This is a genomic window from Paenibacillus sp. J22P218, from assembly GCF_056269195.1.
Window position 1 is genome coordinate 1091147 of record NZ_JBWDNL010000002.1, and the last position, 24693, is coordinate 1115839.

A 24693-nucleotide genomic window follows, 5' to 3' on the forward strand; every position below is an offset into this window, starting at 1 on the left:
CGAGGAGTGAACGGTCATGAACCGTTGGACAGGCAGAGCATCAAGCCTTGAGGAATGGCTTCAGCATATGCGACAAAATGACGAGATTATGGGCAATGTGACGCATTGGCGTACCATTGAACCGAAACAAGCACGAACAGTACCTCTCCCGAATCGTCTGCATCCTGCGCTCAAGGGTGCTTTGCAAGCGAGGGGAATAAGTGAAATATATACGCATCAAGCGGGATCGTTCCAGGCTGTCTGCGAAGGCAGACATGTCGTCACGGTCACACCGACAGCGTCGGGCAAGACGCTGTGCTACAACTTGCCTGTCCTTCAATCATTACTGGACAACGATGAGGGAAGGGCACTATATTTGTTCCCGACGAAAGCATTGGCTCAAGACCAGGTGACGGAGCTGCAGAAGCTGGTAGATCTGATGGAAGTTGATATTAAGACGCATACGTACGACGGCGATACCCCGCCGACGGTAAGAACCGCAATTCGTAATGCGGGGCATATCGTAGTAACGAACCCCGATATGCTTCATTCAGCGATTCTGCCGCACCATACGAAATGGGTGAAGCTGTTCGAGAATTTGAAGTTCATTGTCATTGACGAGGTGCATGCTTATCGCGGCGTATTCGGCAGCCATGTAGCTAACGTCATTCGCAGATTGAAGCGAATCAGCAAATTTTACGGGTCTAATCCGCAATTCATTTGCGCCTCAGCGACGATCGACAATCCGCGTGATCACGCGGAAAGGCTGATCGGAGAAAACGTTGCGTTAATCGATAATAACGGCGCTCCGATGGGCGAGAAACATTTTGTTTTTTATAATCCGCCAGTCGTCAACAAGCAATTGGGCATCCGACGAAGCAGTGTGCTAGAGACACAGAAGCTGGCCGGCATGTTATTGAAGCAAGGCGTTCAGACGATCGTCTTCGCGCGCAGCCGTGTCAGGGTAGAGCTGCTGCTCACTTACTTGCAGGATATCATTAAAGACAAGCTGGAAGCGAAGACCATACGGGGCTATCGGGGCGGTTATTTGCCGAAGCTGCGGCGCGAGATCGAGCATGGTTTGCGAACAGGCGAGATTCGGGGCGTCGTCAGCACGAATGCGCTGGAGCTTGGTATCGACATCGGTCAGCTTCAAGCATGCGTGCTGAACGGTTATCCGGGTACGGTCGCAAGCACATGGCAGCAATCTGGACGCGCAGGCAGAAGACAAGAGAGCTCGGTTACATTCATGGTCGCAAGCAGCAATCCGCTCGATCAATACATGATTCAGAATCCGGACTTCTTCTTCAACCGGCCGCCTGAACGAGCGCTCATTCATCCTGACAATTTACTTATATTGATCGATCATGTGAAATGCGCGGCATATGAGCTTCCTTTCGTTGCGGGGGAGAGGTTTGGCTCCGAGTCGCTTGAGGATATGATGGAATTTCTCGTAGAGGAGAAGGTGCTGCATAAGGCCGGCGGACGCTGGTACTGGATGGAGCAGTCGTTTCCCGCTCATAACATTTCGCTTCGTTCGGCGGCGCAAGAGAATTTTGTCATTATCGATATATCGAACGGCAGCCGCGTGTTAGGCGAGGTTGATCGGTTCAGTGCTCCTACGCTTATTCATGAGGAAGCGATTTATATTCATGAGGGTGTACAATATCAAGTCGAGAAGCTGGATTATCCGGAGAAAAAAGCTTATGTTCGCGAGGTTAACGTCGACTACTATACCGATGCAAACTTAGCTGTGGAGCTTAAGGTGCTCCATGTCGATAAGGAACGCGAAGTAGGCGAGCTCGTCCGGCAGTACGGCGAGGTGACCGTCAATGCGAAAGCTACGATTTTCAAGAAGATTAAGCTCCGCACGCATGAGAACATCGGCTCAGGCCCGATTCATCTGCCGGAGGAGGAGCTTCATACGAGCGGCTATTGGTTCTCGTTCAGCGAAGAGGCGGCGGCACGCAAGAGCAAGAACGAAATGCAATATGCGCTGCTCGGCATCGCGAACGTACTCGTGCATATCGCGCCGCTATATCTAATGTGCGATCCGTTCGATATTCGCGTCGTGCCGCAGGTGAAAGCCGTCCATACGCAGCGGCCGACGATATACTTTTACGACCGGTACCCGGGCGGGATTGGCCTCAGCGAGCGATTGTACGAGGTGCATGACGCGCTGATCGAGCAGGCGAAGTCAGTGATTCAATCGTGTTCCTGCTTAAGCGGCTGTCCCGCATGTGTAGGGCCGATTGAAGAGGTAGGCCTGCTCGGCAAACAGCAGGCGCTTGATCTTCTTAATGAAGCCGGAGGTACGCCATGAGCGGCCTTCGGGATCGGATGAATCGACTACGCGGCAATGGCGCAAGCGAGGATACGAAGTTGTTCGAGGAGATCGTTATCGAGCGAGTCGAGAATGAAGCTGTATCAGAAGCAGAAGCTATGGTTGAAGCTGAAGAGCATATAGATGAGGCAGAAGAAGTACTGTCGCCGAAATGGAAGAAGCTTGGCGTTCAGCTGCAGTCGAATGAGACGGGACAATTTCTGCTGCGCAAGATCGTATATCCGCTTCATTATCAGCATGGAACACATACGTTATCGGAGCTTGGCCTCGTTGCCGGCAAGTTGATAGCCTTTCATCCTGGTGAAGACAAGATTGCCGAAGCGAATCAAATCATGTTTCTTGACCTGGAGACGACGGGTCTTGGCGTAGGAACAGGCAATGTACCGTTCATGGTAGGGCTTGCCTATCTAGGGGAAGACTCGATCATCGTAGAGCAAGCGGTTATCAGGCATCCCGCGGAGGAGAGGGCCATGCTTGCTTATTTAGCGGAGAAGCTGAACGATTATACGTATTTGGCTACCTATAACGGCAAAACCTTCGATTGGCCCGTCATGCAAAATCGATTTATTTTGAACGGATTTCATCGGGAGATGTGGCAGCCGTTGCATCTCGATTTTTTGCATCCGGCTAGGTCGATATGGAGAAATACGCTTGCGTCTTGCAAGCTAAGCCATGTCGAAGAGGAACGGCTTGGCATTACTCGTCTAGATGATGTGCCGGGTTCTCTTGCTCCGCAGCTTTATTTCGAGTTTCTTGCAACGGGAGATCCCGATACGCTGGAAGGCGTATTCCGCCATAATGAGATTGATATGCTGTCGCTTGTGAGCTTAGCGATTCGATTCGGCCATTTGCTTGACGATATGGAGGCTGCGACGTTCCTGCGTCCCGATCAGCCGGAGGAAATGGTACGCACAGGATTATGGCTCGAGAGAATGGGGAGCTATAAGCTGCCAGACATCTTGTTCGAGCAGGTTGTCCGCTCCGAAATCGCAGCGCCATCGGCGCTTCTTAAGCTAGCCGCGCGTGATAAGAAGGCTGGAAATTGGGGGCGCGCTGTGTTATTGTGGCAGAAGGTCATTATTCATTCATCGCTTGCATACGGCATTTACGCAATTGAAGCTTGCACGGAACTGGCCATGTATTATGAGCATAAGCAGAAAGACTTTCGAACAGCGTTGCAATATGCTCGGGAAGCGCTCGAACATATGGGAAGCCAGCCGCTGCAGCGACGGGATAAGAAGAAGTCTGCGGAGCTGGAAGCGCTTCGCAAACGGATATCAAGGCTGACGGGCAAGGCTGAACGCTATGGTTATCTCAAATAGCCGTTGCATAACATGCCATTTTTTTCTTAGGACTTAAGGAGGTATACCGCAATGACAACCAAACAGCGAACGATGAGCGGTCTACTAATTGATCTGGACGGTACAATCTATCACGGCTCGAAGCGGATTGAACATGCTGACAAGCTCATATCCGAATTAAGAGACAGCGGTCTTGCTTACAAGTATGTGACGAACAATTCGTCCGCGACGCCAGAGGAAGTAGCCGACAGGCTGCGATCGATGGGTATATTGGCAGAAGCGGATGATGTATGCACCTCTGCACAAGCTGCTGCATCGTATATTGCTGAGCAGTCGCCCGGCGCCTCCGTATTTGTCATTGGAGAGAAAGGGCTTCGCGAGGCGGTCAGCGAGGCTGGACTCACGATAACCGAGGACAAACCGGATTATGTGCTGCAAGGGATTGATCGGGCATTCAATTATACTCGATTGGCAATGGCTGTACGTTATATTTTGGAAGGCGCGACATCTATTATGACGAATCCCGATCTGCTGCTGCCTACTGAGAACGGGCTGCAGCCGGGAGCAGGCTCGATTGGCGCCATGCTCGCCGCCGCTGGGGGCAAGCAACCTGTCATAATAGGAAAGCCATCGCCTATCTTAATGAACTATTCATTGAACCGATTAGGGCAATCGGCAGAGGAAACATGGGTAATAGGCGATAACATCGCTACCGATATTGCAGCCGGCCATGCTTCGGACTGCGGTACGATACTTGTCCTGACAGGCTTAACCAATCGTGATAATTACGACTATTATGCAGAGAAAGCCGGCTGCAAGCCGGACGTCATTTGCGATCAATTAGATGAGCTTCGCTCGTATATTTCTACACATAGAGGGATATAAGAGATACAAACGAAGGCACAGGAAGGAAGAGAGCTTTCATGTTGGAACTGCCGGAATTAGACCATGTTCGAGGAGCGCTGACGAATCGATTCGCAGGCGCACCAATTACCGGTATCGAGGTAACTAACAGCAAAACCTTTCAAGTAAACGTTGACGAATGGCGCAAGGATATTGTTGGAGCTGTCGTTTGGTTTATTGAGCGCAGAGGAAAGCATTTGCTGTTTCACTTGGATAACGGCAAACGTTTGATTCTTCAGTTGACTCAGGCGGCGTACTTGTATATCGGATCGGCGGAGGATGCGCCGGATAAGACGGCACAGGTTCAAATCAAATTCGGCGATCGCATTGTGTACGCGGTCGGTTTGCGCTCCGAGTCCATCAAGCTGTTGTCTGTTCGGGAAGTAGAAGAGCTGTTCAGCGCGCTTGGTGCGGATCCGCTGGATAAGAAGCTGACGCTGAATCGTTTCATCGACAGATTCGCCAAGAAAAGAAGCTCGATCCGGCAGGCTTTGCTAGATACGAGCATATTGAATGCGATTGGATCCGCATATGCGGATGAAATCTTATTCCGAGCGGGTTTACTGCCCGATGCCAAAATTCCGTTACTGGAGAAGGAAACTTGGGAACGACTCTACGAAGCGATGCATAATGTGCTACAGGAAGCGATTTCATACGGAGGCGCGGGTGACTATCCGTTTGCAGCGGACGACCAGTTAACGGGCGGCTATAAAAGTAAGTTTAAAGTGTACAACCGAGAGGATGAGCCGTGTCCGACTTGCGGCGCCGCAATTCTCAAGCAGGAACAGTCAGGTCGCAAAGCCTATTATTGCGGCACCTGCCAGAAGGAGAAGTAGGAAGCAGCTTCTGAATCGAATGTTTGAATGGGGGATTCATTCATGATTCATGTCTATTTGGACGATTATCGCGGATGTCCGAAGGGGTTCGTGCTTGCCAAGGATGCCGAGGAATGCAAGCTTCTGCTTGATCAGGAACCGATCGGCATCTTGTCGCTCGATTATGACTTAGGCTGGGCGCAGCCTACGGGATATGAGGTTGTGAGACATATCGTAGCAACCGGACGTTATCCCGAGCACATTTATTTGCATACGTCGAGCGTGTCAGGTCGCTTGCAAATGTATCATGAGCTGTACCAAAACGCACCTGAAACGACTAAGCTCCATAATGGTCCCATGCCAGATTCCCTTCTACAGCAAATGGCAACGAGTTAGGCACGGCTAATGGAGATCATTTGTAGTTCGACTCACATCGAAGTCTGCGACATTAACTGGAATTCCTCCTGTTAATACGCAGACATTTGGTCGTTTATCCTAAACCTAAGAATAGAGGCACAAACATTGACTGAATGGATCGGAACGGCGAATCAGAGTTATTCGCCATACGCAATAGAGGAGCTGCGCCGCATGATTGACGGCGTAACCTTCTCACAGCTAGCGGCAGGGGAAGTCTTCCTCATGAATAGTCCGCTTGAACGGGAAGAAACGTTGCAAGCTGTCCATCAGCGCGAACCGATCTTTTTGCGACATATACAGGCTGTGGACAGAACGGTAGAAATAACAGGAGATGCCGAAGATATGGAGCAGCTCTCGGCAGTGGTGCGCAGCGCCTCGCAGCAGTTCGCTGGTAAGCGTATCGCCGTTCATATTCGGAGAGCGCACGGAACGGCTTTCATCCATTCGGCATCCGAGACAAAAGCGGTAATCGATGCAGTCTTAGCGGAAGTTGGAGCGGAGCCGGTCGTTCAGCAGCCTGATACGATCATTGCAATCTATGCGTCAGCATCGAAGCTGTATATCGGTTTCGGTTCACCGCAGGACATGCTCTCTGATTGGCCTGGCGGCGCGGTTCGATTCCAGCGCGAGGAAGGACAAGTGTCTCGCGCGAAGTTCAAGCTGCTGGAAGCAGAGCGGGCATTCGGCTTGCATTATGAGCAATTCCGAAGAGCGCTAGACGTTGGCGCAGCGCCTGGCGGTTGGACGTCGCTGCTGCTGGAGAGAGGTCTTCGCGTTACGGCTGTCGATCCGGCTGAGCTGCATCCATCGATTGTTGATCATCCGGCACTCACCTATTTGAAGCGGAACGCTTCGGAAATTAAGCTGAAGCCAGGATCATTCGATCTATTCGTATGCGATATGAGTTGGAGTCCGATGCTCATGTCTCGGCTCGTGCTTGATCTTGAAGCAGCGCTTGCGGAAGAGGCGACGGCGATCATTACGATCAAGCTTATGCATCGCAAGCCTATGCAGACAATCCGCGAAGTCATCGCTAAGCTGGAATCGGTGTTCGAGCTTAAGAAGGCGAAGCAATTGTTCCATAACCGCGAAGAGATTACGTTGTATTTGCAGAAAAAGTAGTGCAGCTATGAAGTGTGGACAAGCGTAAGGCCCTTCCAGCAAGGGCCTTATACTCGTAATGGATGGAGGCCCCAAAACGATGCCTAAATTGAAAGCGCTTTATACGGATTTGCGAATCAAGCATAAACTGTTCGTGCTTATTTCGGTCATCATGGGTGTCGTTGCTGTAATCGGAGTCGTTGTCCAGCAATATGCTTTTGAATTTTACGATGAAGAAGTTTATCAGCAGTCTTCCAAGGCGCTAAGTCTTTCTTCGTTAAGCATCGAGAACGAGCTCAAGAAGATGGAGAAGCTGAGCTTCATGATCATGACGGATCCTACGCTTCAGAATTATTTGAGATCGATCAAATCCGGCGGTTCCGATTATGATAACTACGTCGTCCGCACGAAGATCATCGAGCGGATGGTCAACATTGGCGCACTCGATAAATATGTGCTCTCATCTCAGCTATACGATGTTTTCGACAATGAATATGCCGTTGGGACAAGCTCGATCACCATGTTCAAGAATCGGCTTGACCTGATTAAAGCCGAGACCAATCCGAACCAGGGCGGCAATACATGGATCGCTCCGGATTCCGACGATCATGCTTTGGTTGCAGCCCGAGAGATACGATCCTTCGAGCAGCTTAAGCTCGATAATCTCGGCACGCTAGCCATTCGCATTGATATGAGGGCGTTGTTTAATGATTTCGCCAAAGGAATGCGGATGAACAGCTCCGATGCGCAGCTTATTATATTGCAGGACAATAATCTGATTTATCCGGATCAGGGAGCGACCGACTTACCGATTACCCGACTGCCGGGTATGGGGCAAAACAGCGGCTATGAGACGATGAAGATGAACGGTAAACAATATTTCGTCACTTATATCGCCAGTACGTACACCGATTGGACTTACTACACGCTAATACCGTTTGATGATATATTCGAGCGGATTGTGAAGGTCAAGCAGACGATTATCGTTATTTTTGCCGTTCTGTTCTTATGTATTATTTTGTTTTCGATCCGTTTTGCCAATGGGATTACGAAGCCGATTGAGCTTTTGAACGCGAAGATGAAGAAGGTGCAGCTCGGCAACTTCGAATATGCGGATGAGCCCAATGAACAAGCTCTCGCCATGGACGAAGCCGGTCAGATGCACCGCAACTTCCGAATCATGGTCGAGCGGATTAATGAGCTGATTCATGAAAACTATGTGAAGCAGTTAACGATTCGAGACACCGAATTCAAGGCGTTGCAAGCGCAAATTAATCCGCATTTTCTGTACAATACGCTGGAATCGATCAATTGGTCGGCTAAGCTGAGCAACCAGACGCATATTTCTCAGATGGTTGAAGCGCTCGGCTCGCTGCTGAGGACCTCGATCAACTTGAAGGAACCGCTTATTCCAATCAGCAAGGAACTGGAGATCGTAAGTCATTACGTTACGATACAGAAATTCCGGTTCGAGGAACGATTGGATTTTGATATCGACATACCGGAGCGATTGCTGCATTGTACCTTGCCGAAGCTCTCGCTGCAGCCGATCGTCGAGAATGCAGTCAATTACGGTTTGGAGCAGATGATTGATACCTGCAGCATCCGGATTCGTGCTTATGAAGAAGATGACAACCTATATATTTCCGTTACGGACAACGGCCCCGGCATGGAAGAGCAGTTAGTGTCCAAGCTGCTCAGCGGCGAAGTGAAAACGAAGGGATCCGGTCTTGGACTGAAAAATATCGAGGACCGCATCAAGCTCTTATACGGCGACGCTTACGGCATCCAAGTGGAGAGCAAAGTAAACGGAGGCACGACAGTTACGCTCAGGCTTCCGTATGAAATGAGGGAAACCGATGTATAAAGTACTGCTCGTCGATGACGAGCGCATTATCGTTGAAGGCATCTCCCGCACCATTGACTGGAACGCTCACCATATGGAGTTGGCAGGGACGGCGCGCAACGGTCTTGAAGCGCTTGCTTTCATTAAGGACAATCAGCCAGACATTATCATCTCGGATATTAAGATGCCCGGCATGGATGGACTCCAGCTTGTTGAGAAGGTGTATGAATTATCTCCTCATATCGCGTTTATACTGCTGTCAGGCTTCAGTGAGTTCGATTATGCGCGTACGGCTATGCAGTTCGGCGTCAAACATTATCTGCTCAAGCCTTGTAATGAAAATACGATCATTCAAGCGTTAACGGAAGTGATTGAACAGCTTAACGAACAGCATTCGCAAGCAGACTTCATGGCTAACATTCAGAAAGAGCTTAGGAAGGTGCTGCCGCATGCGAAGGAGCAATTCCTTAAAGAGCTCGTCACGAATAAGACGTACGGTCAGCGCGATTGGGACGATTACGGCGAGCTGTTCCGTATTGAGATCGAGAACGACAGCGTTCAACTGCTGCTGTTCCAGATCGAAGGCAAATTCGAGTTCGAGCACCTGTTCGCGATCAAGAACATTGCAAGCGATTACTTAAGCCAAGCAACCGTTCTGCTCAGTACAACAATCGGCAAGCATGTGCTGCTTCTAACGAAAATCACTTCCGAGAGTGAGGAGCTGTTCGATCGGCTGAAACAGATTAAACAAACGTTCGCTTCTTATTACAAGCTTGACGCTACGATTGCAGTCAGCACTCCCGGGCGTATTACGGAAGCTCGCAGCATGTATCGCGAGACGCTGGAATGCTTGAACTACCAGTTTTACTTGGGGGAAGGCAGCATCATTACGCGTAATGACATTGCTGATGCGGCAGGCAAGCCGCAGGCAACCTTCATATACGATGACGAGCATTTATGCATGCACATTAAATCCGGGGATTGGGAGATAGCTAAGCAGGAGCTTAGTCATTACTTTGCCATGCTGGCTGAGCATCGTATGGACATGCACTTAGCCAAATCGTATGTCATTCCTTTGTACGTATCGATCACGAGGCAAGGGCAGGCGGAGCAGATCAATGAATTTTTACAAAAAATCGCAAGCTTCGACAGCTTAAGCACGCTGAGAACGATTGAACAGTTCGTGACAGAGAACGCTGAACTCATTTGCATGAACAATTATAGCCTGCATACGAAGAAACATTCCTCCATTATTCATAAAATGGTACAGGTCATTGAAGAGCATATATCGAATCCGGATTTGTCTCTGAACTGGGTATCGAGCGAGATTTTATACATGAATGCGGATTATCTCGGCAAACTGTTCAAGAAGGAGACGGGGGAGAAGTTCTCCAATTACGTCGTTAGATTGCGTATGGAGCTGGCGATTAAGGAAATCGAAACGACCGGAGACGTGAAAGTGTTCGAGCTCGCGGAGAAGTTCGGCTTCGGCGATAATCCGCAATATTTCAGCCAAGTGTTTAAGAAGCATACCGGCTTTACGCCATCGGAATATAAGAGGTCGCCGTGATGGCGACCTCTGTTTTTTTAACAAAGAAAGCGGTTTTTTAAATTCCGACATTTCGACATTCGACCTATAATAACGTTGTAGACAACATTAAGAGTTTGGAAGGGGCGTATCAAAAATGAAAGCTCGCAAAAAACTGCTTCTACTGCTCATGGCCTTCGCACTTGTACTTGTAAGCGCATGCGGCGGGAACAACACGAGCAACAACAGTACGAACAAGCCTGATGCTACGAACACGGCAAATAGCGGCGAAGAGGCGAATGGATCGGATGAAGCTAAACCGGTTACGATTCGTATCGCTTGGTGGGGTGGACAGCCTCGTCACGACTACACAATGAAAGTAATTGAAATGTACAAATCGAAAAATCCTCACGTAACCATTGAAATGGAATACGCGAACTACGATGACTACTGGAAGAAGCTTGCGCCACAAGCGGCTGCGAACGAGCTACCAGACATTATCCAAATCGACACGCAAAACTATTCCCAATACGCGGGAAGAAATCAACTGGCTGATCTGACTCCATACATCGGCAACCAAATCAATGTTACCGACATCTCGCAAAACGCGATTGACGGCGGCAAGCTAGGGGACAAGCTGTACGGTATGAACCTTGGCGTTAACGCACTGGGCTTCAACTACGACCCGGCGCTGCTTAAGAAAGCGGGCATCGAATCGATACCTGAGAACTGGACTTGGGACGACTACGTAAGCATGGCTGCTAAAGCGAAGGATGCTGGATTGTTCTTCGACAACGGCATGCGTCCTGAAGTATTCTTCGGCTACTACCTCCGTACGCTAGGCAAAACGTTGTTCAACGCTGAAGGCACGGGCCTTGGCTACGAAGACGACCAACTGTTCGTTGACTTCTTCGGTATGTTGTCCAAGCTCGTAATCGACGGCGCAGTTCCTTCGCCGGACGTACTGGCACAGATCAAAGGCGCAGAAGACAGCCACCTCGTTCTGAACCAAGGAATCGGCGTATGGCAATGGTCCAACCAATATGTAGGCTTGCAGCAAGTAGCTAACCGTCCACTGGCGCTTGCGCCAATGGTAGGCCCTGATATGGCAAAAGGTTTGTTCATGAAACCGTCGATGTTCTTCTCCGTCTCGGAGAACTCGAAAGTGAAGGAAGAAGCAGCGAAGTTCATCAACTTCTTCGTTAACGACATCGAAGCGAACAAATTGATTCTTGGCGATCGCGGTGTTCCCGTATCGTCGAAAGTGAAAGAAGCGTTGAAAGAAGTATCCACGGAAGCTCAAATTCAAGTTTACGACTATGTAGCATGGGCGGAGTCGAACAGCTCCCCAATGGACCCAGCAGATCCGATCGGTTCCGCTGAAGTGTTCAAATCGCTGACTAGCCTTGCTGAGCAAATGAACTACAACAAGATCAAGCCTGAAGAAGCAGCTAAGAAATTCAGAGACGAAGCTACCTCTATTCTAAAGAAAAACAAGTAACATTGCCTGAGTAGAAGCGATGGCTGGTCGACATGATCGGCCGTCGCTTCTCTACTTCTCAGAGCAGGGTTCTACACGGTCAGGTACGTAAGTCTTCGTATAGGAGTTGGATACTATGAAATCGCTGTCACTTAAAAATAACCTTATCGGGTATACCTTTATCGGACCGTTCGTATTCGGATTTTTGATATTCACTTTAGTGCCCGCTATTGCTTCGTTATATTTCTCAGTTACGGATTACGATCTGTTATCGACACCATCCTTCATCGGTATGGAAAATTACACAGAAATGTTTACTAATGATTCGAAGTTTTTTGCATCGCTTAAAGTTACGTTTCTTTACGTATTCATCGGCGTGCCGCTTCGGCTGGCATTCGCCTTATTCATTGCAATGATACTGAACACAGCCTCGAAAGCAATCGGGTTATATCGGACGGTTTATTATTTGCCTTCCATCATCGGCGGCAGCGTAGCTGTGTCGATCATGTGGCGCAATCTTTTCGGCGACGAAGGCGTAATCAACCATTTCCTGAATTTCCTCGGTTTAGATAGCGTCAGATGGTTTGCAGAACCGGTAGCAGCACTTTGGATGCTTATTACGTTGTCGGTATGGCAATTCGGATCTTCCATGCTTATTTTCTTGGCAGGTCTGAAAAATATCCCAGGGGAGCTGTACGAAGCTTCCAATGTTGACGGTGCGGGACCTATTATTCGTTTCTTCAAAATCACGTTGCCAATGCTGAGCCCGATTATTCTGTTCAACACGATTATGCAGACGATCGGCGCGTTCATGACATTTGTGCCAGCTTACATTATTTCCAAGGGCGAAGGCGGTCCGCTTGACGGTACACTGCTTTACTCGCTGTACTTATTCCGCCAAGCATTCGTTTACTTCGATATGGGTTATGCGTCCGCAATGGCATGGATTATGCTAATCATTATCGCGATCCTAACAGGTTTACTGTTCTGGACGTCTAAGCGCTGGGTTCATTACGAGTCGAAAGGTGGCCATTAAATATGACAATCAAAAAAATGAAATGGCCGATCTATCACCTATTTGTTGCAGCGCTTGCGATTGGTATGGTGTATCCCGTTCTATGGCTGCTCATGAGCTCCTTCAAGGAAAGCAATCTGATCTTCGCAACGGCAGATTCGCTTATTCCGCAGCCATGGATATGGGATAATTACAAAATCGGTTGGGTAGGCATAGCCGGACAATCCTTCGGAACTTTTATCATGAACTCGCTCAAAATTGTTGTCATTTCCACGATTGGGGCCGTGTTATCATCGGCATTCATTGCCTTCGGCTTTGCACGGTTGAACTTTGTCGGCAAGTCGTTCTGGTTCGGCATTATGATGGTTACGCTGATGCTGCCGCATGACGTCGTGCTTGTGCCGCAATATATTTTATTCGCGAAGATCGATTGGCTTAACTCGATCAAACCGATCGTCGTTCCGCAATACTTCGGCATTCCGTTCTTTATTTTCCTGCTTATTCAGTTCATTCGGACGATCCCGACTGAACTTGACGAGGCGGCAACGATCGACGGCTGCGGCAAATTCCGTTTGTTCTTCCGCATCATTCTGCCGCTTGTCGTGCCTGCGCTTGCTACTGCAGCGATCTTCTCGTTCTACTGGCGCTGGGAGGATCTGCTCGGACCGGTTCTTTACTTGAATCGTCCAAGCTTATATCCGGTTTCCATGGGACTGAAAATGTTCCTCGACAGCGACACGGTCTCCAACTGGGGCGCGATGTTCGCCATGTCGATCGTAAGCTTGCTGCCTGTCCTTGCGATCTTCTTCGCTTTCCAAAAGTATATCGTTGAGGGAATCAGCACTAGCGGACTTAAATAACGATCAGTTGGAGAATCCTAATCGCTTGATGAACGGTAACCTTCTATGCTAGATTAAGGGTAATTACATTGAATTGAAATTGGGAAAGCATCCCGATCCTCCTGTATGTGAACAGGATTGATCGGGATGCTTTTTTTATTTATCAAAGGGGGATTATGGATGTCGGAGCTTAGGGAAGCGCAATTTCGTACGTGGCAGCGAGGTCAAGTCATCGGCGATCGTTATGAGATTGATCGGTTGATTGGGCAAGGAGGCATGGGAGTCGTCTATTCCGTGTTGGATAGGAAGCTGAACGGCGTTAGAAGGGCGCTTAAAGTGGTCAAGGGAGCTGGAAGTCGTGACGGGATGTATACAGAAGAAGCTGCAACTCTGATGAAGCTGGGTCATCAACATCTGCCTGTTATCTTCGACTGCTTCCGACTTGAGGCTGAAGGAGAAGAAGCATTCGTCATGGACTATATTGAAGGACAGACGTTATCGGAGATGCTTGACGAATCGATGTCCGTTTTCCCGTTCGAAGAAGTCATTCGAATAGGACTTCAGCTATGCTCCGCAATTGCTTACCTTCATAATCAACCGCGACCGATTATACACCGTGATCTGAAGCCATCGAATATTATGATCGATTACAGCGGTAATGCGAAGGTTATCGACTTCGGTATATCGCGTACGTTCAAAGCGGGTCAGCAGCAGGATACGATACAGCTCGGAACAATCCAATTTGCTGCGCCGGAACAGCTTGCGATGAAGCAAAGCGATGAGCGAACGGATATTTACGGACTCGGAATGCTGCTTTATTATATGGCTAGCGGCGGCCGGATATATGCGCCGCAGCATCACCTTCCAATTCGCAAGGGTCTGTCAGGCAAATGCCCTCCTCCATTTGTTCATATACTTGAGCGGATGCTGCAACGTGATCCGTCCATTCGATATTCATCGATGACCGAGGTTGAATATGAGTTGAAATCGTTAATTGTTCCTAACGGTGTGCGCTTAGCTGTTGATACTCACGCGCAGCCGCTTAGCGGAATGGAGCAGCGGATGCTTGTAAGCATTATTTCTTTGCATGCCGGCGCCGGAGCGACTTTCCTAACACCGCTGCTGGCGGAGCTGCTGCATGAGAAGCAAAGGAAGGACGTTACCGCGATCGAGTATGTTCGACTGATACCAGAGTGGCGTCAAACTCTGCATGAAGGCATTGAGTGGCGTACAGCCGAAACCTTTACCAGCCATAATCAGCAGCGATATTTGCATGGCGTGGAAGAAAGCAGCGGGATACATTGGTATGCCGTAAATCATGAGTTCGCAGATGCACAAGGACAGGCAGATCCGGGAGAGTCGTTGGAAGATGTGCTGAGGCAAAGCAACGAGTCGGTTGCTTTGATCGATTTCTCCAGCAAATGGGATCATGCGGATAGCAATTATTGGCTTGCGAAATCCCGATTTGTCATTGTAATAGCAGATCCGTTCGTTGCGAAGTGGCAAGCGGGATCCATGCGGCGACTGGAACTTCTCCACGAGGAGCTGGAGCATAAGGGGCATGAGCTCGTATGGATTGGCAATAAGGATATGAAGTTTAATGGCCGCAAAGACTGGCTTAGGCTGTTTCCTAAACGTCCACTCGCGATGATTCCTTTCATGCCCAATGAGACATTGTTGAATCTCATGTGGAGCGGCAAGCGAATGACCGCTCATTCGGCTATTGGCAAGCAGCTTAGAAAGGTCTTGAAGCCTATTGTAGAGCTGCTTGCCAATGAAAATAACGCAATATCGCGATAATTGTGGTACACTAGTACGGATTATTTGAAGCAAGGGCTTTTGCGTTTGCCGATAAGATCGAACAAGCATGAATGGAGTTAATACACAAATGAGCTTATTAACGGTAGAGCAATTATCCCATACTTTCGGCGATCGTACGTTGTTCAAGAACGTTTCGTTCAGACTGCTGGCGGGCGAGCATGTAGGACTTGTCGGCGCTAACGGAACGGGCAAGTCAACGATGATGAATATATTGACCGGCAAGCTTCTCAAGGACGAAGGCAAAGTAGAATGGACGCCTCGCGTTCGCTATGGCTACTTGGATCAGCATACGCTGCTTACCCCAGGCAAAACGATTCGTGACGTCTTGAAGGACGCCTTCCTTCCCATGCTCGTCTTGGAGCAGGAAATGAACCAAATTGCCGAGCAAATGGTGGATGCCGACGAAGACACACTTGAGCAGTTGCTTAATCGAATGGGCGAAATTCAAGAGGAGCTGGAGCTCGGCGACTTCTATCTGATCGACGTTAAAGTCGAGGAGATGGCGAACGGTCTTGGGCTTGGCGCGATCGGGCTTGATCGTGACGTCGCTGCGCTAAGCGGCGGCCAAAGGACGAAGGTGCTGCTGGCGAAGCTGCTGCTCGAGAAGCCTACGGTACTATTGCTCGACGAGCCTACGAACTATTTGGACGATGAGCATATTAGCTGGCTGACGAACTATTTGAGAAACTATCCTTACGCCTTTATTCTTATTTCTCATGAAACAAGCTTCATGAACAATGTAACCAATGTCATTTATCATTTGGAATTTGCGAAGCTGACGCGTTATACGGCCAATTATGATAAGTTTCTCGAGATGGCTGATCTGAACAAAGCCCAGCATATCGATGCATACGAGAAGCAGCAGGAATATATTAAGAAGCAAGAGGATTTCATTCAGCGCAATAAGGCAAGAGCGTCCACGTCGGGCAGGGCTAAGAGCCGCGAGAAGCAGCTTGACCGTATTGAACGAATCGATAAACCGGAGGAAGCCGGCAAACCAACCTTCAACTTCAAGGAAGCAAGAACAAGCGGCAAAGTCGTCTTCGAGGCGACAAATATGGTCATCGGCTATACGCGGCCGCTTCTGCCAAGCATGGACATGCTCATTGAACGAGGCGACAAGATTGCGATCGTCGGTTGTAACGGCGTCGGTAAGTCAACGCTTCTGAAGACGATTCTCGGCGTGATCGAGCCGCTCGAAGGCACGCTTTATCGCGGCGACTACTTGAGCCCTGCCTACTTTGAGCAGGAATCGAAGGCGCCTACGATGACGCCTCTCGATGATGTGTGGAATGAGTTTTCGTTCATGAATCAGCATGAAGTACGCGCTGCGCTTGCAAGATGCGGACTTAAGAACGAGCATATTACGCGCGCGCTGAATCAACTTAGCGGCGGCGAACAGGCGAAGGTTCGTTTATGCAAACTGTTGATGCATGAGAGCAACTGGATTTTGTTCGATGAACCGACGAACCATTTGGACATCGTAGCTAAGGCTGAACTTAAGCGTGCCCTTAAGGCTTATAAGGGAACGGTTGTACTCGTATCCCATGAACCTGAATTTTACGAGGATTGGGTAACGAAAACTTGGGATGTCGAAGCTTGGTCTATGGAGCGCTAAGGCCGCTTGCTTTTGTGAAACGGCTTCATTATGATAATTTCAAGGCTCATTAACGAACACTGGAAGCAGGTGAACTACATTATGAAAGAGCGTATTCTTGTCGTTGAAGACGAAGCGGGAATTGCCCGTATTTTGCAGCTAGAGCTGGAACATGAGGGTTATACGGTTGGAACGGCTGCCGATGGACGAACGGGCTATGAGATGGCGTCCTCGGGTGAATGGGAGCTTGTTCTGCTTGATGTCATGCTGCCCGAAATGAGCGGCATCGAAGTGCTGAGGCTCGTAAGACAAGCCGGCAATCCGGTACCTATTATATTGCTTACCGCTCGTGATACTGTGCCGGACAAAGTAAGCGGCTTCGAGCACGGTGCTAACGATTATATAACGAAACCTTTTGCAATGGAGGAGCTGCTGGCTCGCGTGCGCAATATTTTACGTATATTCCAGCAGTATCCAAAGGAAGCGGAAGGCTCCGATATGATTAAAGTCGGCGATCTTACGATTGAGCTGCGGACTCGCAAAGTGTTCCGCAAGGATATTGTGATCGAGCTTACTCCTCGCGAGTTCGAGCTGCTCGTTTATTTGGTGGAGAACAAAAACGAAGAGAAATCGCGCGAAGATATTTTATCCGAAGTATGGGGTTACGACTTTATCGGCGAAACGAATCTCGTTGACGTCTATATCCGTTACTTGCGGCAAAAGCTGGACAAGGGGTATCGTCACAAGCTGATTCATACGGTACGGGGCGTCGGTTATATGATTAAGGAGCCCGATGCATGACGCTGCGCAAACGATTTACGCTGTTTACTATTTTTTGGCTAATCTTTATTCTTATTCTGTTTAATATATTTGTCTATTTCTATGTCATTAAGATTACGACCGAGAGCGAAGAAGAAGTGATCGCCAACAAGGTCAATCTCATGCTGGAAAACCCCCGAATACAGAGCGGCAGAGGACTTAATTCGGCTGACCTGCTTAATGAGTATTATAATGTGAACGAAATGATCCGCATTATTTTGCCGAACAACCGCGTCGTTAATATTACCGGTTCCGATCAGGTGCTGCTTGAGCTTCCTGCAAGCTTCGAAATGTACACGCATACCGGCATGATCTCTAAGGGCGGCGAGCGCATCCTCTTTATGCGCGTACCGCTCTACGATGGCAATCGGGTTATTGCGATGCTTGAGGTTAATCGAATATTGGATGAATTGGACAACTATTTGCAAGTACTCGTTGCTGCGCTTAGCGTGACGAGCGGCGGCGCGATTCTGTTCGCGATCTTCGGCACGTATTGGTTCACGTCGAGATTGACGGCTCCGATTCAGCAGATGGTTAATACGATGCGGGAAATCGACCGAAGCGGTAAGCTAAGGAAGATTGAGCTGAGCAATCGCGAGGAATCAGCCGAGCTTCTGCAGCTTGTCAGAGCATTTAATCAAATGATTGAACGGCTGGATCGAACGTTTGCCAGACAGAAACAATTCGTTGCCGATGCTTCTCATGAGCTGAAGACGCCGCTTACTGTCATTAGCAGCTATGCGGGGATGCTGAAGCGCTGGGGCCGTGATGACGAGAATGTTCGCAACGAGGCGATAGAGGCGATCGATAAGGAGGCCAATCGTCTCCAAACGTTAACGAAGTCGATGCTGATGCTTGCCGAGGCTGAGCAAGAGGATTGGCTGAAGCAGGAGAATTTCGACGTCGTTCAAATGGTAGACGAACTTGCGACGATGCTGCAAACGACGTTCCAAAGGCCGATTCGCGTTAAGGCACTGTCTAAGATCGTTCGTATGGTCGGGGATAAGGATAAGATTAGACAATTGCTCGTTATTTTACTTGATAATGCGATCAAATATTCGAAGGATCCGATCGATGTATCGGTAACCCTCGTCAAGCATATCGTGAAGATCGAAGTGAAGGATAAGGGCATCGGCATTCCGGAAAATGAGATACCGCATCTGTTCGAGCGGTTCTACCGTGTAGACGGAGCGAGGAGCCGTACGACAGGCGGCGTTGGACTGGGGTTGTCCATCGCTAAGCGGATCGTCGACTTGCATGAAGGCAAGGTAGACGTATTCAGCTTGCCTGATCTCGGTACGACGATTACGATTCAATTCAAACAGCGTAGATAGTTTGCAGCAGATTTACATTAGTTAGTTTATACAAAGGGATTCGCAAGTTACTGGAGGGGGAGGCGGGAATCGCTTGAAATTTCGAACAGCAGCTGTTCAGTATCAACTTGAGGATATTAATAGCTTCGAGCAATTCTCGGAGCAAGTAACCCATTATGTGCGCAATGCATCGGAATACGGAGCGGAGTTCATCTTATTTCCCGAATTTATGACTACGCAGCTGTTATCCATTCCAGGCGCAGACGGGAAGCCGCAATCTATCGGGCAACTGCCAGCCTATACGGATATGTATGTCGAACTGTTCCGGTCACTTGCATCGGAATACGATGTCTATATCATCGGCGGAACACATGTTGTGGAAGTAGGCGGCGGCAAGCTGCGCAATGCGGCGCATCTGTTCCATCCGGACGGCAAGATCGATGTTCAGCACAAAATCCATTTAACGCCTACGGAGGTCAGTGAATGGAGTATGTCTCCGGGAGAGGGACTTGAAGTATTCGAGACAAAGTTTGGCACGATTGCGATGCTTACTTGTTATGATATCGAGTTTCCCGAAATTGTACGGATGGCTCGTGCCAAAGGCGCGGATGTTATTTTCTGCCCGTCCTGTACGGACGATCGACACGGCTTCTATCGCGTGCGCTACTGCTGCCACGCGAGAGCAGTTGAGAATCAAGTCTATATCGTAGCGGCCGGTACTGTCGGATCTCTGCGCAAAGTCGACTTTATGCGTGCCAATTATGGTCAGGCAGCGGTGATTACGCCTAACGATATCCCATTTCCGCCAGCAGGTATTCTTTCCGAAGGCGTTATCAACGCGGATATGCTCATCGTTGCCGATCTTGACCTATCGCTTCTTGAGGATGTCAGAACGGCTGGCTCTGTTACGACTTGGCGGGATCGCCGCACCGATTTGTATCCCGACTGGAACTAATCGTTATCGGCAAATGGGGGCAATACATTGAATAAGCAATTATACATTTTCATGAATGGCATTCCGAAACAAGCTACGATTCGTAATTATGAGGTTGCTGACTTCGATTCGCTAATCGATGTTCAGCGACTATGCTTCCCGCCACCCTTTCCCGAAGAGTTATTGTGGAGCCACGATCAGCTCATCGAGCATATCGCAAGGTTTCCGAACGGGGCCTTATGCGCAGAAGTTGATGGTCGAATTATTGCTTCGATGACCGGGCTGATCGTCGATATGAACAGTTATGGTGATCATCACGATTGGGCAACGATTACCGATAACGGCTACATACGCAACCATAATCCGAACGGCGATACCCTATATGTCGTTGATATAGGCGTCATCCCTGAATACCGCAAGTCGGGGATTGGCAAGTGGCTGATGCAATCGATGTACGAGACGGTTGTACAGCTTGGTCTAACGAGATTGCTTGGCGGAGGCAGGATGCCGGGTTATGCGGCCAAAGCCCATGAAGCAACCCCTGAGCATTATTTAGAACGCGTTGTTCAAGGCGATTGGAATGATCCGGTCATTTCGTTTCTGCTTCGCTGCGGAAGAACGCCTGTTGGCGTCGCACATCATTATTTGGAGGACGAACAGTCTCATAACTGCGCCGCCATTATGGAGTGGCGAAATCCATTTCACAATTAAGGAGAGTTGCTGTCGCTATGCTTATTTATCATCGAATTACTTCCATAGAGGATCCCTATTTTAAGAAGCTGCACGAGCTGCTTGAAACGATTTTTCCGCCTGAAGAGGTTTTGGAATATGAGCTTTGGCGAGAGCCGCTCGAAGATCCGTCCATTCATGTCTATGCAGCCTTGCATGGAGAGGACGTTGTAGGCTCGACCGAATATCGTTACTATCCGTTGCTTCGGGTTGCCATGACTGATTTCACAATAATCGGCCGTCCATCGATGGGTGTTGGACGTTTCTTGTATCGCAAGCGCGAAGCGGATTTGCAGCGACTCGCAGACCAATCCGGCACAACGCCGATCGGCATGTTCGCCGAGGTATATGATCCTTATCGAGCAGGCATCCATGAATTCGGAGGCGTGTCGCCAATGAATCCGATCGTTAGACGCGAGGTGCTGTCGCATATCGGATATAAGCGGATTAACTTCCCATATGTACATCCTTCTTGGGATCATGAGGGAAAAGCGGTGTCTGAGCTGGATCTATGCTTCATGCCGCAGGATGAGACATTGGAATCTCTTGATGCAGCACTAATTGCACAATTTCTTGAAGGTTACTATGTTGCTCTTCCGAATAAACCGCAGGAGTGGCTCGATATGATGGCGAAGCTGCTCGAAGCGGACAAAGTTGAGCTTCTGCCGCTATGACGAAGCTGATCTTCAGAGGCACGGGCGATGCAATGGGCGTACCGCGCGTATACTGCGGGTGTCCGGTTTGCGAAGAAGCGAGGTCGACGCAGGTGAATAAGCGATATCGCTCTTCTCTTCAAATCGTGGATGAAATTGCAGGTAATGTTTGGATCGATTGCGGACCGGACTGGGCAAGGCAGATGGAAGAGGCTGGAGCACGTCAGGTGGATGCCATCCTTATTACGCATGCGCACTTTGATCATATTGGTGGACTTGTCGAGTGGGCGGATGCCTGCCGTTGGCTTGGGAAGAGGGGAGTTGCCTATTCACCGTCGGAAGTGATATCGGAGATATTAGCTCGTTTTCCATGGTTGGCGACCCATATTGAATTTCGGCCATTCGATGAACCGATCACAATCGGCAATTGGCTTGCACGTTCCTGGCGCGTCAATCATGGGAAAAATGGCTATTCGTATGCATTTCGATTCGATCATAAGGAATCAGACGCTGCATGGGCCTATTGCTCGGATTCGATTGGCTTGTCCGAACAGGAGCAAGAGCCGTTATTGGGGCTGGATTTGCTCATCTTCGGAACGAGCTTCTACGAAGAGCCTTATGCCTACGATACGCGTTCCGTATACGACGTAACGGAAGCGCTGGAACTGATCCAGAAGTGGAAGCCGCGGACAACCTATTTCACGCATATGTCTCATGATATTGATTTGCGCCATCCGTATCCGTTGCCTCATAACGCTTCATTCGCGTATACAGGTCTTGTGGTTGAAGTGTGAGCAATCGGATTCGCTTGACAGACAAGCTAGTTTTTTTGTAAAGTAAAAGTATTATATGCCTAAAGGGGAAATTTTAATGATTACCGGTGTTCTTAACTCCTAAATTGGATAAGGTCGGATGTACGACAAGTCTTGTTTCGCATGTCAGCAGTTCTGTATGCGCAAGGCTCTATTTCGTCATTCGCCGCCATGAGTTAAGAACATGAGGATTTCCGCCTGAATGCATTCGACAGGTGCCAATCGCCGTGCTCTAGCAGCACGGCTTTTTTTATACAGATTTTTACGAATAAGCATTCGTAGCGTTGTTTGCGTTACGATGGTTAGCTGATTCGTATTCTGTATGAAGGCTATGTCGGTCAATGGAGACAGGAATGGAACGCGCCCGCGTTCTGTTCCTGTCTTTTTTTATTATAAGGAGGCTAACAAGCAATGAATGAAGCAACGTTGAAAAGATTAGAGTACGACAAGATCAAGGAATCGGTTATCGGTTATACGGTATCGGAAGCCGGCAAGGTGTTGGCAGAGCGAATGAAGCCTAGCACGGATCAGCGTCAAGTGGAGGCATGGCTGCAAGAGACAGCCGAGGCAACCGACCTTCTAGCGAGCGGCGCCAGTATTCCGTTATCGGCAATGGAAGGGATAGAGCCTTTCATGGCATTGCTGGGCAAAGGAAGAATCTACAACGAGGCGGAGCTTGATCAATTGGCCGTATGGCTCACTTCCGTTGCCCAAATGAAGAAGTATATGAACAGCAAGCGACATATCGCACCGACGATTGCTGCTTATGCCGATTCCATGTTCGATTGTCCGGAGCTTAGAGAGGAGCTCGCCCGCTGCATTCGTTATGGTCAATTGACCGATCAGGCCAGTCCTGATATCGCTTATATTCGCAGACATATTTATGCGGCGGAAGATAAGATCCAGCGCAAACTGGAGCAGACGCTGAGCAAATATAAGTCGGCGCTTCAAGAACCGATAGTGAGCAAGCGACGGGATCGTTACGTCATTCCTGTAAAGCGAGAATTAAGGAAGCAGGTACCGGGTACGGTTTGGGATGAGTCTTCGAGCGGCCAGACGTTGTTCGTTGAGCCTAACGATGTATCCGATCTGCAACAAGAGCTGGGACAATGGAAGGCTGAAGAGGATAGAGAACGGACAATCGTGTTGTCCGCGCTTTCGGAGCAAGCGGAAGCCTATGCTTATGAGCTTAGGCGCAACGTCGAAGCAATGGCTTCCTTTGACTTTATTACTGCAAGAGCGAAGCATTCCAGATCGATCGCAGGCAAGCGAATCAAGCTGGCTGATAAGCCGATTATACGACTTGTCAGCGCTCGGCACCCTTTGCTTGGGGCACATTCCGTACCGTTAACCGCTGAGCTTGGCCACAGCTGGAAGCAGCTCATCATTACAGGACCGAACACCGGAGGCAAGACCGTAACTTTGAAGACAATCGGTCTGTTCGTACTAATGGTTCAATCCGGTCTGCTCGTTCCTGCGGAGGAAGGAAGCGAGATTGGCATCTTCCGGCACGTTGTGGCCGATGTTGGAGATGGGCAGAGCCTGGAGCAGTCGCTGAGCACGTTCTCTTCTCATATTACGGTGCTTAGTGAAATGCTCAAATGTGCAGCGCCGCGGTCACTATTGCTGCTCGACGAATTGGCGGCAGGGACAGATCCGACTGAGGGCATTGCCCTGTCGATAGCCGTATTGGAGGAACTGCTTGCGAGCGGTGCGCTTGCGGCTGCGACGACGCATTTTAACGAAATCAAGACCTTTGCTTCCGTTACGCCGGGTTGCCAAAACGGGAAGATGGCGTTTGACGCCGAAACGTTGCAGCCACTGTATCGCTTGGAAATCGGGGAATCCGGGGACAGCCATGCCTTCGCCATTGCCAGACGGTTTGGATTGCCGGAGAAAGTGATGAAACGGGCCGAGGTGCTGCTTTCTTCGAAAGAGACTTCACGACAAAAGCAGGGTGATGACTTTATACCAGGCCTGAGAGAGAAGCTGCAGATGGAAGCAAGCATCAGAGCTGACGCAGCAGGGCTGAGTGCAGCTTCTAGTGCGGCGTCTAAAGAGAAAGTGAAAGAGACGAAACATGCCGATGCGTCTAGCAAACCTCCCATGCAGCCATTCCAACAAGGCGACGCGGTATGGATTTATCCCCTTAAGCGTGCTGGAGTTGTCTTTCGTCCTGCGAACGAGAAGGGAGAAGTCATCGTTCAGGTACAGGGGAAGAAACATACCTTCAATCATAAGAGACTCCGGCTTTATATCGCGAAGGAGAAGCTGTATCCAGGTGAACAATACGATATGGATATCGTGTTCGACACAAAGGAAAATCGCAAAGCGAGACATCAGATGAATCGCAAGCATGTGGAAGGACTTGAGATTATCACCCAGGCAGAGGAATAGAGCGGTCCGATTTAAAGAGAAGCAGCCCCTAAGGCCATAAACCTGAAGGG

Annotated in this window: 20 protein-coding genes; all 20 read left to right on the top strand. The window is 49.3% G+C overall.

The genetic code is table 11. The features are described 5' to 3' along the window. The first annotated feature begins 16 nt into the window (after nt 1-16). The 20 genes from AC0YN0_RS14065 (at nt 17) to AC0YN0_RS14160 (ending at nt 24643) form a co-directional block, all read left to right on the top strand. On the top strand, nt 17-2302 hold the full coding sequence (locus tag AC0YN0_RS14065) for a DEAD/DEAH box helicase (RefSeq protein ID WP_475821766.1): 2286 nt from the start codon (nt 17-19) through the stop codon (nt 2300-2302). Continuing rightward, on the top strand, nt 2299-3645 hold the full coding sequence (locus AC0YN0_RS14070) for a ribonuclease H-like domain-containing protein (RefSeq protein ID WP_475821767.1): 1347 nt from the start codon (nt 2299-2301) through the stop codon (nt 3643-3645). Before AC0YN0_RS14065 ends, AC0YN0_RS14070 begins: the two co-directional genes overlap by 4 nt. 51 nt (nt 3646-3696) lie before the next feature. Continuing rightward, nucleotides 3697-4509, top strand: coding sequence for a TIGR01457 family HAD-type hydrolase (locus tag AC0YN0_RS14075; RefSeq protein ID WP_475821768.1), 813 nt, complete (start codon nt 3697-3699; stop codon nt 4507-4509). Nucleotides 4510-4547: 38 nt separating this feature from the next. Beyond that, nucleotides 4548-5363: an Fpg/Nei family DNA glycosylase gene (locus AC0YN0_RS14080; RefSeq protein ID WP_475821769.1), complete on the top strand. Its 816-nt coding sequence runs from the start codon at nt 4548-4550 to the stop codon at nt 5361-5363. A 42-nt stretch (nt 5364-5405) separates the two neighbouring features. Beyond that, on the top strand, nt 5406-5738 hold the full coding sequence (locus AC0YN0_RS14085; RefSeq protein ID WP_442049770.1) for a cyclic-phosphate processing receiver domain-containing protein: 333 nt from the start codon (nt 5406-5408) through the stop codon (nt 5736-5738). Between the two features lie 126 nt (nt 5739-5864). Beyond that, entirely contained in the window at nt 5865-6881 is a 1017-nt protein-coding gene (locus tag AC0YN0_RS14090) for an SAM-dependent methyltransferase (RefSeq protein WP_475821770.1), read from the top strand. A gap of 79 nt (nt 6882-6960) precedes the next feature. Beyond that, entirely contained in the window at nt 6961-8727 is a 1767-nt protein-coding gene (locus AC0YN0_RS14095) for a sensor histidine kinase (protein ID WP_475821771.1), read from the top strand. Continuing rightward, nucleotides 8720-10276, top strand: coding sequence for a response regulator (locus AC0YN0_RS14100; protein WP_475821772.1), 1557 nt, complete (start codon nt 8720-8722; stop codon nt 10274-10276). The genes AC0YN0_RS14095 and AC0YN0_RS14100 overlap by 8 nt, the downstream gene beginning before the upstream one ends. A 115-nt stretch (nt 10277-10391) precedes the next feature. Beyond that, the gene (locus AC0YN0_RS14105) at nt 10392-11735 is read left to right on the top strand and encodes an ABC transporter substrate-binding protein (RefSeq protein WP_475821773.1); all 1344 of its coding nucleotides are present in this window, start codon (nt 10392-10394) and stop codon (nt 11733-11735) included. Nucleotides 11736-11850: 115 nt separating this feature from the next. After that, nucleotides 11851-12750: a carbohydrate ABC transporter permease gene (locus AC0YN0_RS14110; RefSeq protein WP_337101407.1), complete on the top strand. Its 900-nt coding sequence runs from the start codon at nt 11851-11853 to the stop codon at nt 12748-12750. A gap of 2 nt (nt 12751-12752) precedes the next feature. Further along, nucleotides 12753-13589, top strand: coding sequence for a carbohydrate ABC transporter permease (locus tag AC0YN0_RS14115; RefSeq protein WP_475821774.1), 837 nt, complete (start codon nt 12753-12755; stop codon nt 13587-13589). 159 nt (nt 13590-13748) lie between these two features. Beyond that, entirely contained in the window at nt 13749-15368 is a 1620-nt protein-coding gene (locus AC0YN0_RS14120) for a serine/threonine protein kinase (RefSeq protein WP_475821775.1), read from the top strand. Between the two features lie 88 nt (nt 15369-15456). After that, complete coding sequence (locus AC0YN0_RS14125) at nt 15457-17007, top strand: ABC-F family ATP-binding cassette domain-containing protein (RefSeq protein WP_475821776.1); 1551 nt, start codon at nt 15457-15459, stop codon at nt 17005-17007. A gap of 81 nt (nt 17008-17088) precedes the next feature. Further along, complete coding sequence (locus AC0YN0_RS14130; protein WP_337101403.1) at nt 17089-17787, top strand: response regulator transcription factor; 699 nt, start codon at nt 17089-17091, stop codon at nt 17785-17787. Beyond that, nucleotides 17784-19139 (top strand): sensor histidine kinase, encoded by a 1356-nt coding sequence (locus tag AC0YN0_RS14135; protein WP_475821777.1) that lies wholly within the window; start codon nt 17784-17786, stop codon nt 19137-19139. Before AC0YN0_RS14130 ends, AC0YN0_RS14135 begins: the two co-directional genes overlap by 4 nt. Before the next feature lie 73 nt (nt 19140-19212). Further along, nucleotides 19213-20073 carry a carbon-nitrogen hydrolase family protein gene (locus tag AC0YN0_RS14140; protein WP_475821778.1) on the top strand — a complete coding sequence of 287 codons (861 nt, stop codon included), beginning with the start codon at nt 19213-19215 and terminating at the stop codon, nt 20071-20073. Between the two features lie 51 nt (nt 20074-20124). After that, entirely contained in the window at nt 20125-20763 is a 639-nt protein-coding gene (locus AC0YN0_RS14145; protein ID WP_475821913.1) for a GNAT family N-acetyltransferase, read from the top strand. A 17-nt stretch (nt 20764-20780) separates the two neighbouring features. Next, nucleotides 20781-21455 carry a GNAT family N-acetyltransferase gene (locus AC0YN0_RS14150; RefSeq protein ID WP_475821779.1) on the top strand — a complete coding sequence of 225 codons (675 nt, stop codon included), beginning with the start codon at nt 20781-20783 and terminating at the stop codon, nt 21453-21455. Further along, nucleotides 21452-22228, top strand: coding sequence for an MBL fold metallo-hydrolase (locus tag AC0YN0_RS14155; RefSeq protein ID WP_475821780.1), 777 nt, complete (start codon nt 21452-21454; stop codon nt 22226-22228). Before AC0YN0_RS14150 ends, AC0YN0_RS14155 begins: the two co-directional genes overlap by 4 nt. 429 nt (nt 22229-22657) lie before the next feature. Then, on the top strand, nt 22658-24643 hold the full coding sequence (locus AC0YN0_RS14160; RefSeq protein ID WP_475821781.1) for an endonuclease MutS2: 1986 nt from the start codon (nt 22658-22660) through the stop codon (nt 24641-24643). Nucleotides 24644-24693 lie beyond the last annotated feature (50 nt).

Coding starts and splice junctions, on each gene's coding strand:
- AC0YN0_RS14065 (WP_475821766.1), top strand. CDS start 17: ATGAACCGTTGGACAGGCAGAGCATCAAGCCTTGAGGAATGGCTTCAG.
- AC0YN0_RS14070 (WP_475821767.1), top strand. CDS start 2,299: ATGAGCGGCCTTCGGGATCGGATGAATCGACTACGCGGCAATGGCGCA.
- AC0YN0_RS14075 (WP_475821768.1), top strand. CDS start 3,697: ATGACAACCAAACAGCGAACGATGAGCGGTCTACTAATTGATCTGGAC.
- AC0YN0_RS14080 (WP_475821769.1), top strand. CDS start 4,548: ATGTTGGAACTGCCGGAATTAGACCATGTTCGAGGAGCGCTGACGAAT.
- AC0YN0_RS14085 (WP_442049770.1), top strand. CDS start 5,406: ATGATTCATGTCTATTTGGACGATTATCGCGGATGTCCGAAGGGGTTC.
- AC0YN0_RS14095 (WP_475821771.1), top strand. CDS start 6,961: ATGCCTAAATTGAAAGCGCTTTATACGGATTTGCGAATCAAGCATAAA.
- AC0YN0_RS14100 (WP_475821772.1), top strand. CDS start 8,720: ATGTATAAAGTACTGCTCGTCGATGACGAGCGCATTATCGTTGAAGGC.
- AC0YN0_RS14105 (WP_475821773.1), top strand. CDS start 10,392: ATGAAAGCTCGCAAAAAACTGCTTCTACTGCTCATGGCCTTCGCACTT.
- AC0YN0_RS14110 (WP_337101407.1), top strand. CDS start 11,851: ATGAAATCGCTGTCACTTAAAAATAACCTTATCGGGTATACCTTTATC.
- AC0YN0_RS14115 (WP_475821774.1), top strand. CDS start 12,753: ATGACAATCAAAAAAATGAAATGGCCGATCTATCACCTATTTGTTGCA.
- AC0YN0_RS14120 (WP_475821775.1), top strand. CDS start 13,749: ATGTCGGAGCTTAGGGAAGCGCAATTTCGTACGTGGCAGCGAGGTCAA.
- AC0YN0_RS14125 (WP_475821776.1), top strand. CDS start 15,457: ATGAGCTTATTAACGGTAGAGCAATTATCCCATACTTTCGGCGATCGT.
- AC0YN0_RS14130 (WP_337101403.1), top strand. CDS start 17,089: ATGAAAGAGCGTATTCTTGTCGTTGAAGACGAAGCGGGAATTGCCCGT.
- AC0YN0_RS14135 (WP_475821777.1), top strand. CDS start 17,784: ATGACGCTGCGCAAACGATTTACGCTGTTTACTATTTTTTGGCTAATC.
- AC0YN0_RS14145 (WP_475821913.1), top strand. CDS start 20,125: ATGAATGGCATTCCGAAACAAGCTACGATTCGTAATTATGAGGTTGCT.
- AC0YN0_RS14150 (WP_475821779.1), top strand. CDS start 20,781: ATGCTTATTTATCATCGAATTACTTCCATAGAGGATCCCTATTTTAAG.
- AC0YN0_RS14155 (WP_475821780.1), top strand. CDS start 21,452: ATGACGAAGCTGATCTTCAGAGGCACGGGCGATGCAATGGGCGTACCG.
- AC0YN0_RS14160 (WP_475821781.1), top strand. CDS start 22,658: ATGAATGAAGCAACGTTGAAAAGATTAGAGTACGACAAGATCAAGGAA.